A 14,281-nucleotide genomic window follows, 5' to 3' on the forward strand; every position below is an offset into this window, starting at 1 on the left:
GCTTCACCCTTCGGCTTGCCGGTAAACGATGGTGGTGCTGCCCACGACGATCCGCGAGCCGTCGCGGAGCGTAGCGCGGGTGGTGTGCTGCCCGTCTACCACGATGCCGTTGGTAGACCCGAGATCCTGGATCGTCGAGGGCGTTCCGGTCCGGATCTCACAGTGCCGGCGCGATACGCCGGGGTCGTCGATCCGCACGTCGGCGTCGGTGCTTCGTCCCATCACCAACGTCGGGCGGGAGATCTGATGGCGGGTGCCGTTGATCTCGATCCAGCGCCGCACCTGGGCGTCCGGCATGGGGCCGGACGCGGCCGGCGGGCGCCAGTCGCTGGAAGGGCCTCCGGAGCGCCCCGCGCCCGGCGGCGGGACCGGGGGCATGGGAGGGGCGGAAGCCGGCGGGTAACCGTAGCCACCCTGCCCCTGAGGGGCGGCGGGGCGGTTCGGCTGGGCATAGGGAGCGGGGCCGCCCTGCTGGCCTTGCTGTGACGAACTCGACGCCAGGGTCCGGCTGCGTACGCGGTAGAGACCCGTGTCGAGGTCGTCCGCCTTCTCCAGGTGGACCTTGATCGGTCCCATGAAGGTGTACCGCTGCTGCTTGGCGTAGTCACGTACGAGGCCGGACAGCTCGTCCCCCAGCTGGCCGGAGTACGGGCTGAGGCGCTCGTAGTCCGGGGTGCTGAGCTCGACGATGAAGTCGTTCGGTACGACGGTCCGCTCGCGGTTCCAGATCGACGCGTTGTTGTCGCACTCGCGCTGAAGGGCTCCCGCGATCTCGACCGGCTGCACCTCGGACTTGAAGACCTTGGCGAAGGTGCCATTGACCAGACCTTCGAGACGCTGCTCGAAACGCTTCATGACTCCCATGGGGCACCTCCTCCGGTGTCGTCATCCCTGTACTGCTTACTGATCGTATCCACGCGTGGGGAAATCGGCTGGTTCCCCTTGTCTGCACAGTGGATGAGTGTCACCTCTCACACGGATCGTAGAGGTGCCCTCCTGACAGTGTCCCGCACTCCGGGTGCACTCAGGAGGAGTGGGGCCAGGCTTTCCGCGTTCCCGGTTCCCCTCGTGGGTTCGGCGAAACAACGGATGTGAATCCACCCTGTCCAGCGTGCTAATCTTCCGGATGTCGCCAGGCGCTCACACCACTCGGTGAGAGAGTCTGAAAGCACCACTCATGCGCGAGTGGCGGAACGGCAGACGCGCTGGCTTCAGGTGCCAGTGTCCTTAGGGACGTGGGGGTTCAAATCCCCCCTCGCGCACAACAGGCAGTCGCTTGCGACCGCCGGGTTGGTTCGACAGAACCCCCGCACCGGAGAGATCCGGTGCGGGGGTTCTTCGTTGTCCGGGGTCATCCGGTGGCCGAGCCGGTGTGTGAGGGGCGCTGTGATGAAGTCCGCATCCCCCTCGGAGGCAGGACCCGGGGCGGCTCCTGTTTCACGTGAAACGTCGGATCCGCACCAAAGAAACCTTTGGCGCGGGCCCGTCCGTCAGCGGCCGCCTCAGGCGGCGAGACGCGCTGCGAGGGCCCTGGCCTTGTCCGCGGCGTCGGTGAACGCCTGGGTGCGGGACGCGTCGGCGAGGGGGATGAGCTCGGCCGTCTCGGGCTTCGAGTGGGCCAGCGTCAACTCCGGGACGATGAAATCGACTTCGGCTCCCAGCATGCCCGTCAGGACCTTCTCCAGGTAGTTCTGGACGAACTCGAACTCCTCACGCGGCGTGCCGGGGGCGTACGAGCCGCCTCGGCTGGCCACAACGGTGACGGGCGTGCCGGCGACGGGGCTGTCGGGGCCCGCGTTGTGGCCCACGAGGATCACCTGGTCGAGCCACGCCTTGAGGGTGGACGGGATGGAGAAGTTGTACATCGGCGCGCCGATGAGCACGGCGTCCGCGGCGGCCAGCTCGGCCGCCAGCTCTCCTCGCAGCGGGTCCTCGGCGCCGGCGGCTACGGCCGAGGCGTCCAGGTGGGGCAGGGGGGCGGCGGCGAGATCGCGGTAGACGACCTCGCCGTCGGGGTGCTGCTCGCGCCAAGCCGTGACGAAGGCGGCGGTGACCTCACGGGACGTGGAGCCCTGGGGGAAGACGGCGGAGTCGAGGTGCAGAAGCGTGGCCATGGGGACCTCCGTACGAGTCGGGTGGGCGGATCGGCGCGGGCCACGGATGAGGGTCGTGGGCAGGTGGGCACGATCCGGCTCTTCAGTACGTACCTAGTAATAACATAGTCCCTTACTTTTCATAAGCCCCGCACTCCTGCGCAGTACTCTGGGGGCATGGCGGATCACAGCGAGCAGGCCTGTCGGCAGGTGGACGGGAGCATCACGCGCGTCTTCGAGCTGTTCGGGAAGCGCTGGACGGGCCCGATCGTCTCGGTGCTGATGCAGCGGCCGGTGTACTTCGCGGATCTGCGCCGGGCGATTCCGGGCATCAGCGAGCGGATGCTGTCGGACCGGCTCTCCGAGCTGGGAGCGGCCGGTCTCGTGGTGCGTGAGGTCGACGAAGGACCCCCGCTGCGGGTGGCGTACCGGCTGACGGAGGCGGGCGCCGCGATGGGGCCCGCGCTCGAGGAGCTCGGCCGGTGGGCCGACACCTACCTCGGGGGCCCCAGGGGCTGCTGACCCGCTGCCGGGTGGCCCGAGGGGCTGCTGGCGCGCCGGGCCGGCCCGCGGCGGAGTGGCCGGGTGTCTATCGGGGTGCGGCGTCCTCGCCCGCCGCGTTGTAGCGCAGCAGGTATTCCGCGAACTGTTCGAGATCGTCCGATGTCCACGCGCCAAGGCGTTCCCGGTAGGCGGCGCGCCGGCTGGCCTGGGTCGAGGCGAGCGCCCGGGTGCCGGCGTCGGTGGGGTGCAGTACCTGGATGCGCTGGTCGTCCGGGTCCGGGTGGCGCTCGACCAGGCCGAGCTTCTCCAGCGCCGCCACCTGTCGGCTGACCGTCGACTTGTCCAGCAGGTAGTGCGCCGCCAGGTCGGTCGCGCGGCAGCCCTTCCGGTCGTCGATGTGGGCGAGCAGCGTGTACGAGACCAGCGGCAGGTCCGGGTGGAGCCGTGCCGCGGTCGAGCGGGCGCGGCGCGCGAAAGCGGTCAGCTCGCGCTGGATGACGTCCAGCGACTCCTCGCGTTCCCGGGGGGTGTCTGCCACGTGAATCACCTTCTCGAATTTTGGTTGTATGCTACAACGAGCCTAGTAGTTGTAAAAGCCAACCATTGGAGGGGTGTCGAATGTCCGCAGGCCCGAGCTCCGCCTCCGGCTCAACCGCCGGTGCGCTGCGTCACGTGCTCAGTCATCTCATTACGCCCCTGCTGATGTGCGTCGGTATGGGGCTTGCCTATCTGGGCGCCTTTCACGCCCCGGAGCCGCACGACCTGAGGGTGGACGTCGTCGGCTCGGGAACGAGCGCGCAGGTGCTTGCCCAGACCTTGCAGGACAAGGGTGACGGTGCGTTGAGTGTGCGTACCGTGGCGGACCGCGACATCGCGGTGAACCACCTGAGGACGCAGCAGAGTTTCGGCGCGTACGTCCCGGGCGGCAGTCCTGAGCTCCTGGTCGCCACCGCCTCGTCGGACACCAGCGCGACGGTGGTCCAGAAGGTCTTCACCGAGGTGGCCGCCGGGCAGGGAGCCCCTCTCGAAGTGACGGACGTGGCGCCCACGGCGGATGGTGATCCGACCGGCCAGGGGATTTTCTTCCTGCTGGTGGCGGTCAGCATCGGGTCGTACGCGTCGGTCGCGGTGATCGGCGGTGCGGGGGCGGTGCTGGCTCTGCGGATCAGGGCAGGGCTGGCCATCGGCACCTCGCTCGTGGTGAGTCTGATCGGAGCCGCGTTCGCGGGGCCGGTGTTCGGCTTGGTGGACCACGGCCTCGGCGGACTCTGGGCGATGGCGTGGCTCTATTCGGCGGGGATCCTGCTGATCGGGGTGGGGCTGCACACCTTCCTCAAGCGGTGGACGACGCTCGGCGTGATGCTGCTCTTCGTCATGCTCAACTTCACGAGCTCCGGAGGCATCTTCCGGCCGGAGGTCCAGCCGGGCTTCTTCGGAGCCCTGCACTCCTTCTGGAACGGTGCGGGATTCGTCGAAGGGGTGCGCAGCCACGTGTACTTCGGCGGGCACGCCCTGGGCGGGCACCTGCTGGTGCTGGCTCTGTGGTTCGTGGCCGGTCTGGCCGTTCTGGGGATGGCGGGCCTGGCCGAGGCGAAGCGGCGTCGCGGGGAGGCGGAGAAGGCGCGTGAGGCGGCGGCAGTGCGGGCCGCGGCCGGGGCGGAGGAAGAGATGGAGGAGGCCGTCGGGGTGTGACGGTTCGGTGCCGGTGCTCTGTCCGTCGGGGTGGCGGCCCGGTGCCGGTGCTCTGTGCGCAGGCACGGAGGCCCGGCCTCCACGGACAGTTGTCCACAGGCCGGGCCCCGTGTTGTCCACAGGGGCAGACGGCTGTCACGGACGGTTGTACCGTCGTCCGCAGTTGATGTTGGTCGGACAGGACGGCTGAACGAGGCGGGGGAGGCGGCACACCATGGGCGAAGACGAGGCGACGGTGCCGGAACAGCGGATGACCGGGGACGGGCGTATCCCGGTCGTACCCGGATTCGCGCGGCGCGTGGCCGGAGGGGTGCGGCCCGGACCTGGGGCGGCTTCCCCGAAGGCGGCCGGCAAGGCGCTAAGGATCGAGGTGCCCCGGTCCGCGCACAGTGCGCTGGAGCTGCCCGCCGGGAGGCCGGACGCGGTCCAGGCGGTCGAGGAGTCGAACGAGGGCCGGGTGCCCGGTCTCACCCCCATACGGGTGGGGCGGATGGCCGCGACGCCGTTCGCGTTCCTGCGTGGCTCGGCCGGGCTTATGGCGCACGACCTGACGGGTACTCCGGTCACGGGCGTGGGCGCCCAGCTCTGCGGTGACGCGCACGCGGCCAACTTCGGGCTGTACGGCGACGCGCGTGGCAACCTGGTCATCGATCTCAACGACTTCGACGAGACCGTGTTCGGCCCGTGGGAGTGGGATCTCAAGCGGCTCGCCACCTCGCTGGTGCTCGCGGGCAGGGAGGCGGGGGCGGACGAGGCCACCTGCCGGCAGGGTGCGTACGACACGGTGGGCGCGTACCGCCGCACGATGCGTCTGCTGGCGGGGCTGCCCGCACTCGACGCGTGGAACGCCATCGCGGACGAGGAGCTCGTCTCGCACACCGACGCCCGGGACCTGCTCGGGACGCTGGAGCGGGTTTCCGCGAAGGCGCGGAACAACACGAGTGCCCGCTTCGCCGCCAGGTCCACGGAGGAGTGCGAGGACGGCGGTCGCCGATTCGTCGACTCCCCGCCCGTCCTGCGGCGTGTGCCCGACGCGGAGGCCGCTGCCGTGGCGGCGGGGCTGGAGGGCTACGTCGGGACGATCTCGGAGGACAGGGTTCCGCTGCTGGCCCGTTACGCGATCCATGATGTGGCGTTCCGGGTGGTCGGCACGGGAAGTGTGGGGACCCGGTCGTACGTGGTGCTGCTGCTCGACCACCGGGGCGAGCCGCTGGTGCTGCAGGTGAAGGAGGCCCGCCCGTCCGCGCTCTCCCCCTATCTCGGCCGGATCGGCTTCGACGTGCCGGACGTGGTGCACGAGGGGCGCCGGGTGGTGCTCGGACAGAAGCGGATGCAGGTCGTCAGCGACATACTGCTCGGCTGGGCCGAGGTCGACGGCCGGCCGTATCAGGTACGCCAGTTCAGGAATCGCAAGGGAAGCGTGGATCCGGCGGCACTCGCTGCGGAGCAGGTCGACGACTACGGGCGGATGACCGGCGCCCTGCTGGCCCGTGCCCATGCGCACAGCGCCGATCCCCGGCTGCTCGCGGGTTACTGCGGGAAGAACGCCGAGCTGGACGCGGCGGTGGCCGATTTCGCCGTGACGTACGCGGACCGGACCGAGGCGGATCACGCCGAGCTCGTCCGGGCTGTCCGAGCCGGGCGAATAGCCGCTGAGCTCGGCGTCTGAGCGGGTCCTGCGGCCACCGTGTGTCCTCGCGGCGCGGGCCGTGGCCATACGCTGGACGGGTGACCCACGAAGCCGCCGGGGTGCCGACCACCCGGAACGACGAAGACCGGCAGGACCAGGACCGGCAGGACGCGCCGAAGCACGCGCGGGATGTGCCGCGGCACGCGGAGGACGCGTCGCGGCGTGACGGCCTGCGGGCGGGCCCGGACGATGCGCCGGAGGCGGGTCCCGCCTCCGCCGACGCGGCTGGTGGCCCGGCAGGCGGGGCGGCCGGTGAGGCCGGCGGTGACGCGGTGGGTGAGGGAGCCGCCCCTCGGCCCGAGGAGCGGCTCGCCAAGGCGGTGCGGGTGGCCGAGCAGGCGCTGATCGAGTTCGAGATCGCGGTGGAGACCTTCCGGGTGGAGGTGGAGAACTTCTCCCGGCTGCATCACCAGAAGCTCGGCCCGATGTACGCCCGCCTCGACGAGCTCGACGCGCAGATCGCGGAGGCGCGGGCCGCGAGGACCGGCGATCCGGAGGACCTGCGCAAGGCCCAGGAGGCGCGGGCCATCGTCATGCCGATGCCCGGGGTCGAGGAGCTCTTCCACGACTGGATGGACTCGGACGGCCTCTCGCCCGAGGCCTCGGCCATGCTCACCGACCAGCCCGTCCGGCCGCCGAAGCGGGTCAGGCCGAGCGAGGAGGCGCGCAAGCTCTACCGAGAGCTCGCCCGTCAGGCACACCCGGACCTGGCACCGGACGAGACGGAGCGGGCGCGACGGGACGAGTTCATCGCCCGGGTCAACGCGGCGTACGGGCGCGGCGACGTGGCGTTGCTGAAGGAGCTGGCCGCGGAGTGGGCGGCGGGGCCTGTGACGCCGGAGATGCGGCTCAGCGAGAGCGAGGAGCTCTACGCGCGGCTGGAGTGGCTCAGCCGCCGTAAGGAACTGCTGACGGTGCTGGCACAGGAGCTGGAGGAGAGCGCGATCGGCTCGATGCTGCGGATGGCGCCGGACGACCCCGACCGGCTGCTGGACGACATCGGCGAGAAGCTTCTGGCGGAGGTGTCCCAGCGTGAGGGCGAGCTGGCTGGGTTGGTGCAGTAGCGTTCCGGATGACCCTGGCGCGTACGTACGAGAGAAGGCATACCCATGAATTTCGCTCCACTGCCCTCGGTGGACGTCGCGGCGGTTCCGTCGGACGGCTTCGTGCTGGACGTCCGGGAGGACGACGAGTGGGCGGCCGGGCATGTCGAGGGTGCGCTGCACATTCCCATGAGTGACTTCGTGGGCCGCTTCGGTGAGCTGACCGAAGCGGCCGACGACGGTCGGCGTGTGCACGTGATGTGCCGCGTCGGAGGCCGGTCGGCCCAGGTCACCCAGTATCTGGTGCAGCAGGGCATCGACGCCGTGAACATCGACGGCGGCATGCTCGCCTGGGACGGCGCCGGGCGCCCGATGGTCACGGACAACGGGAACTCGGCCTTCGTGCTCTGACCGCTCCCGCGGCGCCGTGCGCGCGCGGTCGTACGGCGTCGCAGGCACGGCTCCCGGCCGGTCCCCGGTCGCGCGCACGGCGGGCGCGCGCACGGCGATACCGGTGCGGCGGGCGCGCGCACGGCGGTACCGCGCGGGGGGCCCTGTTCGGGCGGGGCTTGCGACCTCGCCCGGCGCGGCATCAGTGGTTGGCGTGCATCAGTGGTTGGTCTGCGTCAGTGGTTGGTCTGTGGTTGGCGGTCTCAGCGGTCGAAGTCGAGTTCGACCTCCGGGGTGACGGGGTGCGATTGGCAGGCCAGCACGAAGCCTGCCCCGGTCTCCTCCGGTTCCAGGGCGAAATTGCGGTCCATCCGCACCTCACCCGAGACCAGGAAGGCCCGGCAGGTCCCGCACACTCCGCCCTTGCAGGCATACGGAGCGTCCGAGCGGCTCCGCAGCACCGTTTCCAGCAGCGATTCGCCGTCCTGGACCGGCCAACTGCCCGACCGCCCGTCGAGTGTCGCCGTGAGCCTGCTCTCCGACGGCGTCGCCACCCTGGCGGCCGTCGGCAGACCCGTCCCCTCGTCGGCGACGTGGAAGATCTCCTGGTGGATTCGTGACCGGTCGGCGCCAAGTGCGCGCAGCGCTTCTTCCGCCCCCCGGACCAGTCCGAGCGGCCCGCACAGGAACCAGCCGTCCACGTCGGGCACGGACAACAGGGCGGGCAGGAGCCCGGTGAGCCGCTCGCGGTCCAGCCGGCCCGAGGGGAGCCCGGCAGCCTGTTCCTCCCGGGACAGCGCGGTCACCAGCTGGAAGCGGTCCGGGTAGCGGTCCTTGAGGTCCGCCACCTCGTCCAGGAACATCGTCGACGCAGCCGTCCGGTCGCTGCGGATCAGACAGAAGCGCGCCGAGGGCTCCCGTGCCAGCAGGGTCGCCGCCATCGAGAGCACCGGGGTGATCCCGCTGCCGCCGACGATCGCGGCGAAGTGGCCGGGGCGCGGATCGAGGACGAAACGGCCCATCGGAGCCATCGCCTCCAGCTGGTCCCCCACAGCCAGCTCCTTGAGGGCGTACGTCGAGAACGCGCCGCCGTCGACCATGCGGATACCCACCCGCAGCAAGGGGTCGCCCGGCTGCTCGGTGGCCGGGGCGCAGATCGAGTACGACCGCCGGATCTCCTCGCCGTCGACGCGGTAGCGCACATTCAGGTGCTGGCCGGGGGCATGGCGGAAGGTCTCGCGCAGCTCGGGCGGCACGGCGAAGGTGACGGCCACCGCGTCGTCCGTGATCCGTTCGATCGCGCTGACCCGGAGCGGATGGAACATCTACAACTCCTTGAAGTGGTCGAACGGTTCGCGGCACGTCACACAGCGGCGCAGTGCCTTGCAGGCCGTGGAGGAGAAGCGGCTCAGCAGCTCCGTGTCGGTGGAACCGCAGTGCGGACAGCGCACCGAGAGCGTCAGAGGAACCGGCCCGCCGGGCCCGCTCCCCGGGCGGGGCGGCGCTATGCCGAACTCCGCGAGCTTGCGGCGCCCCTCGTCGCTGATGTCGTCGGTCGACCAGGCAGGGGCGAGGACCGTGACCACGGACACCTCACTGACCCCGTGGTCGCGCAGGACCCGCTCGATGTCGGCGGACATGGCCTCGATGGCCGGGCAGCCGGTGTACGTCGGGGTGAGCCGCACGGTGACCTTGTCCGGTCCGTCGGCCCGCACGCCGCGGAGCACGCCGAGCTCGTCCAGCGTGAGGACCGGCAGCTCGGGATCGGGAACGGAGCCCGCCAGCCGGTGGAGCTCCGCTTCCAGCGGGGTCTCGGTGGTCACCATGACGCCCCCGGGTGGCTGCGGTGCAGATGCTGCATCTCGGCGAGCATCCGCCCGAAGGGTTCCGTGTGCAGACCCTGCCGGCCCGCTCCGGCCGCCCAGGCGCCGGACTGCGGCCCTGCCGGCAGGGTCAGGGTGGCCCGCTCCACCACGGAGGTGACAGCGGCCAGCCAGCCGTCGCGCAGGGCCGGCGAGTCGACGTCGACTCCTTCGACGGGCTCGAACAGCTCGCCGGTGAACCGCCACAGGGCGTCCAGCGCGAGCTGCATGCGCTCATGGCTTTCCGTGGTGCCGTCGCCCAGCCGCAGGACCCACTGCTCCGCGTGGTCCCGGTGATAGGCGACCTCCTTGACCGCCTTGGCCGCGAGATCCGCGAACTCGCCCTCGCCGGCGGCCAGCGCCTCGTACAGCAGGTGCTGGTACACGGAGAAGTAGAGCTGGCGGGCGATGGTGTGGGCGAAGTCGCCGTTCGGCTGCTCCACCAGCTGGACGTTACGGAAGGCTCGCTCCTCACGGAGGTACGCCAGCTGGTCCTCGTCGCCCACGAAGGAGAGCAGCATCCTGGCCTGGCCCAGCAGATCGAGGGCGATGTTGGCCAGGGCCACCTCCTCCTCCAGCACGGGAGCGTGACCCGCCCACTCCCCCAGCCGGTGCGAGAGCACCAGTGCGTCGTCGCCGAGGGCGAGAGCCGCGCTCACAGGTGCTTCACCCCTTCCGGGATCTCGTAGAACGTGGGGTGGCGGTAGGGCTTGTCCCCGGCGGGCTCGAAGAACGAGTCCTTCTCGTCCGGCGAGGACGCGGTGATCTCCGTCGAGGGGACCACCCAGAGGGAGACGCCTTCCGAGCGGCGGGTGTACAGATCGCGGGCGTTGCGCAGGGCCATCTCGGCGTCCGGCGCGTGCAGGCTGCCCGCGTGGGTGTGGGAGAGCCCTCGCCGGGAGCGCACGAACACCTCCCACAGGGGCCAGTCGGTCGAGCTGCTCATGCGGTCGCCTCCACGGGCTGGGCGGCCGCTCCGGCTGTGCCGGGCCGTGCCGCGTGCTTGTCTGCGTATGCCGCCGCCGCGTCGCGGACCCAGGCGCCCTCCTCGTGGGCCGTGCGCCGCTGGGTCAGTCGTTGTTCGTTGCAGGGGCCGTTGCCCTTGAGGACCTCCTGGAACTCCGTCCAGTCGATCGCGCCGTAGTCGTGCTGTCCCAGCTCGTCGTTCCACCGGATGTCGGGGTCGGGGAGGGTGAGCCCCAGCGCCTCCGCCTGCGGGACGCAGATGTCGACGAAGCGCCGGCGCAGCTCGTCGTTGGAGTGCCGTTTGATCTTCCAGGCCATCGACTGTGCCGAGTGCGCCGAGGAGTCGTCGGACGGACCGAACATCATCAGGGAGGGCCACCACCAGCGGTTCACCGCGTCCTGGGCCATCTCGTGCTGGGCGGGGGTGCCGCGGCTCAGGGCGAGCAGCAGCTCGTACCCCTGGCGCTGGTGGAAGGACTCCTCCTTGCAGACCCGGACCATCGCGCGGGCGTACGGGCCGTAGGAGCAACGGCAGAGCGGCACCTGGTTGGTGATCGCGGCGCCGTCCACCAGCCAGCCGATCGCGCCGACGTCCGCCCAGGTCAGCGTGGGGTAGTTGAAGATCGAGGAATAGCGCTGCCGCCCGGCGTGCAGCTTGTCGAGCATCTCCTCGCGGCTGGTCCCCAGCGTCTCCGCGGCGCTGTACAGATAGAGGCCGTGCCCGGCCTCGTCCTGCACCTTCGCCATCAGGATCGCCTTGCGGCGGAGCGAGGGTGCCCGGGTGATCCAGTTGGCCTCGGGCTGCATGCCGATGATCTCGGAATGGGCGTGCTGGGCCATCTGGCGGATCAGCGAGGCCCGGTACGCCTCGGGCATCCAGTCCCGCGGCTCGATCCGGTCGTCGGCCGCCACCGCGGCGTCGAAGGCCGCCAGACGCTCCGCGTCCGCCTCGTCCGCCGTGCCTGCTGTCCCCTGCGTCGTCTGGTCCGCAGTCACTGCCGCCATCCCGGGCTCCCTACCGACCGATCGTTCGGTTCATCGGCTTCAATGGTGAGCCGGAGGCCCGTAGGGTGTCAACCCTGTGGATAACTGAGTGGTGATCGACGGCGATCGGGGCGGGATGGATGCGGACCACGGTGGGCGCACCGGAGACGAGAAGAAGCTCGCTTGGCCCGGCGTGAGGAACCGCCCGTCGGCGGATCAGGAGGCGGAGGCCGCACCCGCCGGAATACCGGGCGTCGGCGCGGCCCTCCAACCGGACCCGGACCCCACCCCGGGTGTCGTCGCGCCGTCGCCGGACACCACCGCGGATCCCGGGCCAGGCCCTGGAGGACCCGAGCCCGGGCCGGCCGGACGCCGGCCGGGCGGCGGGATGGCGGCGCTCTCGCTTCCGTACCAGGTCGTCGCGGCGCTGGCGCTGTCCGGCCTGGGGCTGCTGGCCTGCGTACACATAGCCATGATCTTTCTGCATGTCGCGCCGTCCAACACGCTGACGAAGCAGCACGGCAAGGTGGTCGACGACTGGGTCTACCCCGAGTTCGAGCAGAACTGGAAGCTGTTCGCCCCCAACCCGCTCCAGCAGAACATCTCCGTGCACGTACGCGCCGAGGTGGCCGACGACGGCGCTGACGGCAGCAAGGTCACGCGTTGGATGGATCTCTCGCGTGAGGACGGCGAGGCGATACGCGGCAACCCCCTCCCCAGCCACGTCGACCAGAACGAACTGCGCCGTGCCTGGGACTTCTACTCCGGGTCCCACGACAGCGAGCACCGCCCCGACGGCCTGCGCGGCGAGCTGTCCGAGCGCTACATCCGCCGCATCGTCATGCTGCGCCTCGCCGAACACGGCTACGGCGGCACCGTCGAACGCATCCAGGTGAGGTCCTCCGTCCGTTCCGTCGGTGCGCCGGCGTGGAGCGACGAGAAGATCAACACCCGGCCGGAGTACACGGAGCTCCCGTGGTGGACCGTCTCCCCGTCCGACCTCCCCGGGGCTGCCTCGGCGGATGAGGCATCGCAGGCCGGAAGGGCGGAGCAGTGAGCGTCCCCACCCCGGTCGGTGCGCGCGCCGGTGCCGTCGGTCCTGCGCTCGCACGCGCCGTCCAGCGCGTCACGGCCGCCCCCCTGGGTGCCTACCAGAGCGCCGTCGTCCGGATCGGCGTCTCCGCCACCTGTCTGCTGTTCCTGCTGCGCGAGCTGCCCCACCGCCACGAGCTGTACGGTCCCGACGGTCCGTGGAGCTGGGACATGGCGCGCCGGCTCATCACCCACAACGACTCCTTCACCGCTCTCATGTGGTCGGACTCCACGGTCTGGTTCGAGGCGGTGTACGGGCTCACGCTGGTGTCGGCCGCGCTCCTGATGACCGGCTGGCGGACCCGCGCCGTGTCCGTCCTGTTCATGGCAGGGGTGCTCTCCCTCCAGAACCGCAGCATCTTCATGGGCGACGGCGGCGACAACGTCATCCATCTGCTGGCCGTCTACCTGATGCTGACCCGCTGCGCCCGGGTGTGGTCCCTGGACGCCCGCCGTGCGTCGCGGGACGCCTCACGTCTCGCGGAGGGCGGCCCGCCGGCGCGTGATGTCGCGGGACCGGTCCTGTGGGTGGCCCTCGGCTGCGTCCTCCTGCCGGCGACCTTCATGGGAGGACTCGGCGGCACATGGTGGCTGCCGGCCCTCCTGTGGGTGCTGTGGCTGGGGAACGGCGCCTGGTGGGCCCTGAACCGTCGCGCGCCGGAGCATGAGCTGCGCGCCCTCCTCGACGTCCTGGCCAACCTCGCGCACAACGCCGCACTCCTCGTGATCATGGCCGAGGTGTGTCTGATCTACGCGACTGCCGGCTGGTACAAGATCCAGGGTTCCCGATGGCAGGACGGCACCGCGGTCTACTATCCGCTCAAGCTGGACTACTTCACCCCGTGGGCCGGTCTCTCCGGGCTGATCGCGTCCAGCGCCCTGTTGGTCATGGTGCTGACGTACGTCACGGTCATCGTGCAGGTCGCCTTCCCGTTCACCCTGTTCAACCGGCGGGTGAAGAACGTCCTGCTGGTCCTCATGATCGGTGAGCACGCAGGAATCGCGGTCATGCTGGGGCTGCCCTTCTTCTCCATGGCGATGATCGCCGCGGACGCCGTCTTCCTCCCGACGGTCTTCCTTGTGTGGCTGGGGCACAGGGTGTCGCTCGGCCGGCAGCGTCTGTTCTCACGGACGGCGGGGAGGCTGAGGCTCCCCGGGCAGCGGCGGGCAGGGCAGGACGCAGGGCAGGACGACGAGGAGGCCGCGCGCAGCGGCGGTGGCGGTGGCCATACGCTCGTCGGGTGACCAGCGAGACCGGCAGTGCAGATGAGCCCCGGGCGGCAGCCGCGCCCGACCCCTCCGAGGAACCGATCCAGTACGACGAGGGGTACGGCACCGTGATCGGGGTCGGTCCGCACCCGTTGCCCTGGCCCGAGGGGGAGCGCTACGACCCCGAACTCCTCGCCCACGGCGACCGGCGCAATGTGGGTGACGGCTACCGGTACTGGACGCGGGAGGCGATCGTCGCCGATCTCGACCTGCGGCGGCACGACTTCCATGTGGCGGTGGAGAACTGGAGCCATGACTTCAACATCGGCTCGGTGGTGCGCACCGCCAACGCCTTCCTCGCGAAGGAGATCCACATCGTGGGGAGGCGGCGCTGGAACCGGCGGGGTGCGATGGTCACCGACCGCTACCAGCATGTGCGGCACCATCCGGACACCGCGGACCTGACGGCCTGGGCGGAGGCCGAGGGCCTGCCGGTCATCGGGATCGACAACCTCCCCGGGGCCGTGCCGCTGGAGCGGACCGAACTGCCGCGCCGGTGCGTGCTGCTGTTCGGGCAGGAAGGGCCGGGGCTGACGGAGGAGGCGCGAAAGCACGCCTCGATGGTGTGCTCGATCGCGCAGTTCGGTTCGACCAGGTCGATCAACGCCGGTGCGGCGGCCGCCATCGCGATGCACGCCTGGGTGCAGCGGTACGCGGACGTACCGGATCCGCGCGACGGGTGACGGACCGGTGGGG

Annotated in this window: 16 protein-coding genes and 1 tRNA gene; 9 read left to right on the forward strand and 8 right to left on the reverse strand. The window is 70.6% G+C overall.

All coding sequences use genetic code 11. From position 1 onward, the window contains the following. Window positions 1-3 precede the first annotated feature (3 nt). Complete coding sequence (locus ACIP63_RS27875; RefSeq protein ID WP_401520896.1) at window positions 4-864, reverse strand: FhaA domain-containing protein; 861 nt, start codon at window positions 862-864, stop codon at window positions 4-6. A 315-nt stretch (window positions 865-1,179) separates the two neighbouring features. Here ACIP63_RS27875 and ACIP63_RS27880 point away from each other — a divergent pair. Then, window positions 1,180-1,262, forward strand: a tRNA-Leu gene (locus ACIP63_RS27880). Window positions 1,263-1,502: 240 nt separating this feature from the next. Here the strand turns inward: ACIP63_RS27880 and ACIP63_RS27885 are convergent. Continuing rightward, window positions 1,503-2,114 carry an FMN-dependent NADH-azoreductase gene (locus tag ACIP63_RS27885; protein ID WP_401520898.1) on the reverse strand — a complete coding sequence of 204 codons (612 nt, stop codon included), beginning with the start codon at window positions 2,112-2,114 and terminating at the stop codon, window positions 1,503-1,505. A 156-nt stretch (window positions 2,115-2,270) separates the two neighbouring features. On the opposite strand from ACIP63_RS27885, the gene ACIP63_RS27890 reads away from it, so the two are divergent. After that, window positions 2,271-2,615, forward strand: coding sequence for a winged helix-turn-helix transcriptional regulator (locus ACIP63_RS27890; protein ID WP_401520901.1), 345 nt, complete (start codon window positions 2,271-2,273; stop codon window positions 2,613-2,615). A gap of 67 nt (window positions 2,616-2,682) precedes the next feature. Here the strand turns inward: ACIP63_RS27890 and ACIP63_RS27895 are convergent, their stop codons facing one another. Continuing rightward, a complete protein-coding gene (locus tag ACIP63_RS27895) occupies window positions 2,683-3,135 on the reverse strand; it encodes a MarR family winged helix-turn-helix transcriptional regulator (protein WP_401520904.1) in 453 nt (150 codons plus the stop codon). A gap of 80 nt (window positions 3,136-3,215) precedes the next feature. Here ACIP63_RS27895 and ACIP63_RS27900 point away from each other — a divergent pair, with 80 nt between their 5' ends. From ACIP63_RS27900 to ACIP63_RS27915, 4 genes are all read left to right on the forward strand, one after another. Further along, complete coding sequence (locus ACIP63_RS27900) at window positions 3,216-4,289, forward strand: hypothetical protein (protein ID WP_401520907.1); 1,074 nt, start codon at window positions 3,216-3,218, stop codon at window positions 4,287-4,289. Between the two features lie 214 nt (window positions 4,290-4,503). Then, on the forward strand, window positions 4,504-5,958 hold the full coding sequence (locus ACIP63_RS27905; RefSeq protein WP_401520910.1) for a DUF2252 domain-containing protein: 1,455 nt from the start codon (window positions 4,504-4,506) through the stop codon (window positions 5,956-5,958). Window positions 5,959-6,017: 59 nt separating this feature from the next. Next, entirely contained in the window at window positions 6,018-7,043 is a 1,026-nt protein-coding gene (locus ACIP63_RS27910) for a J domain-containing protein (RefSeq protein WP_401520913.1), read from the forward strand. A gap of 45 nt (window positions 7,044-7,088) precedes the next feature. Continuing rightward, window positions 7,089-7,433, forward strand: a complete 345-nt coding sequence (locus ACIP63_RS27915) for a rhodanese-like domain-containing protein (RefSeq protein ID WP_393756451.1) — start codon at window positions 7,089-7,091, stop codon at window positions 7,431-7,433. A gap of 242 nt (window positions 7,434-7,675) precedes the next feature. Here the strand turns inward: ACIP63_RS27915 and ACIP63_RS27920 are convergent, their stop codons facing one another. Genes ACIP63_RS27920 through paaA form a run of 5 tightly spaced genes read right to left on the reverse strand, consistent with a single transcriptional unit; the run spans window position 7,676 to window position 11,245 of the window. Beyond that, window positions 7,676-8,737: a 2Fe-2S iron-sulfur cluster-binding protein gene (locus ACIP63_RS27920; protein ID WP_401520916.1), complete on the reverse strand. Its 1,062-nt coding sequence runs from the start codon at window positions 8,735-8,737 to the stop codon at window positions 7,676-7,678. Then, a complete protein-coding gene (paaD, locus tag ACIP63_RS27925; RefSeq protein ID WP_401520919.1) occupies window positions 8,738-9,238 on the reverse strand; it encodes a 1,2-phenylacetyl-CoA epoxidase subunit PaaD in 501 nt (166 codons plus the stop codon). Beyond that, window positions 9,232-9,933, reverse strand: a complete 702-nt coding sequence (gene paaC, locus ACIP63_RS27930) for a 1,2-phenylacetyl-CoA epoxidase subunit PaaC (protein ID WP_401520922.1) — start codon at window positions 9,931-9,933, stop codon at window positions 9,232-9,234. The genes paaD and paaC overlap by 7 nt, the downstream gene beginning before the upstream one ends. Further along, window positions 9,930-10,220 (reverse strand): 1,2-phenylacetyl-CoA epoxidase subunit PaaB, encoded by a 291-nt coding sequence (gene paaB, locus ACIP63_RS27935; RefSeq protein WP_031090474.1) that lies wholly within the window; start codon window positions 10,218-10,220, stop codon window positions 9,930-9,932. The genes paaC and paaB overlap by 4 nt, the downstream gene beginning before the upstream one ends. Next, window positions 10,217-11,245 carry a 1,2-phenylacetyl-CoA epoxidase subunit PaaA gene (gene paaA, locus ACIP63_RS27940; protein ID WP_401520924.1) on the reverse strand — a complete coding sequence of 343 codons (1,029 nt, stop codon included), beginning with the start codon at window positions 11,243-11,245 and terminating at the stop codon, window positions 10,217-10,219. The genes paaB and paaA overlap by 4 nt, the downstream gene beginning before the upstream one ends. Before the next feature lie 115 nt (window positions 11,246-11,360). On the opposite strand from paaA, the gene ACIP63_RS27945 reads away from it, so the two are divergent. The 3 genes from ACIP63_RS27945 to ACIP63_RS27955 are packed head-to-tail and all read left to right on the forward strand — an operon-like array spanning window position 11,361 to window position 14,268. Next, window positions 11,361-12,281, forward strand: a complete 921-nt coding sequence (locus tag ACIP63_RS27945) for a DUF5819 family protein (protein ID WP_401521637.1) — start codon at window positions 11,361-11,363, stop codon at window positions 12,279-12,281. Next, window positions 12,278-13,561, forward strand: a complete 1,284-nt coding sequence (locus ACIP63_RS27950) for an HTTM domain-containing protein (RefSeq protein WP_401520927.1) — start codon at window positions 12,278-12,280, stop codon at window positions 13,559-13,561. The genes ACIP63_RS27945 and ACIP63_RS27950 overlap by 4 nt, the downstream gene beginning before the upstream one ends. Continuing rightward, window positions 13,558-14,268, forward strand: a complete 711-nt coding sequence (locus ACIP63_RS27955) for a TrmH family RNA methyltransferase (RefSeq protein ID WP_401520930.1) — start codon at window positions 13,558-13,560, stop codon at window positions 14,266-14,268. The genes ACIP63_RS27950 and ACIP63_RS27955 overlap by 4 nt, the downstream gene beginning before the upstream one ends. The last annotated feature ends 13 nt before the right edge of the window (window positions 14,269-14,281 follow it).

Origin of the sequence: Streptomyces sp. NPDC088746 (assembly GCF_044751065.1) — a bacterium.
Taxonomy (GTDB): domain Bacteria; phylum Actinomycetota; class Actinomycetes; order Streptomycetales; family Streptomycetaceae; genus Streptomyces.

Excerpts from the sequence above, each read along its gene's own strand:
- ACIP63_RS27875 (WP_401520896.1), bottom strand. The coding sequence starts at position 864 with ATGGGAGTCATGAAGCGTTTCGAGCAGCGTCTCGAAGGTCTGGTCAAT.
- ACIP63_RS27885 (WP_401520898.1), bottom strand. The coding sequence starts at position 2,114 with ATGGCCACGCTTCTGCACCTCGACTCCGCCGTCTTCCCCCAGGGCTCC.
- ACIP63_RS27890 (WP_401520901.1), top strand. The coding sequence starts at position 2,271 with ATGGCGGATCACAGCGAGCAGGCCTGTCGGCAGGTGGACGGGAGCATC.
- ACIP63_RS27900 (WP_401520907.1), top strand. The coding sequence starts at position 3,216 with ATGTCCGCAGGCCCGAGCTCCGCCTCCGGCTCAACCGCCGGTGCGCTG.
- ACIP63_RS27905 (WP_401520910.1), top strand. The coding sequence starts at position 4,504 with ATGGGCGAAGACGAGGCGACGGTGCCGGAACAGCGGATGACCGGGGAC.
- ACIP63_RS27915 (WP_393756451.1), top strand. The coding sequence starts at position 7,089 with ATGAATTTCGCTCCACTGCCCTCGGTGGACGTCGCGGCGGTTCCGTCG.
- ACIP63_RS27920 (WP_401520916.1), bottom strand. The coding sequence starts at position 8,737 with ATGTTCCATCCGCTCCGGGTCAGCGCGATCGAACGGATCACGGACGAC.
- paaD (WP_401520919.1), bottom strand. The coding sequence starts at position 9,238 with ATGGTGACCACCGAGACCCCGCTGGAAGCGGAGCTCCACCGGCTGGCG.
- paaB (WP_031090474.1), bottom strand. The coding sequence starts at position 10,220 with ATGAGCAGCTCGACCGACTGGCCCCTGTGGGAGGTGTTCGTGCGCTCC.
- paaA (WP_401520924.1), bottom strand. The coding sequence starts at position 11,245 with ATGGCGGCAGTGACTGCGGACCAGACGACGCAGGGGACAGCAGGCACG.
- ACIP63_RS27945 (WP_401521637.1), top strand. The coding sequence starts at position 11,361 with ATGGATGCGGACCACGGTGGGCGCACCGGAGACGAGAAGAAGCTCGCT.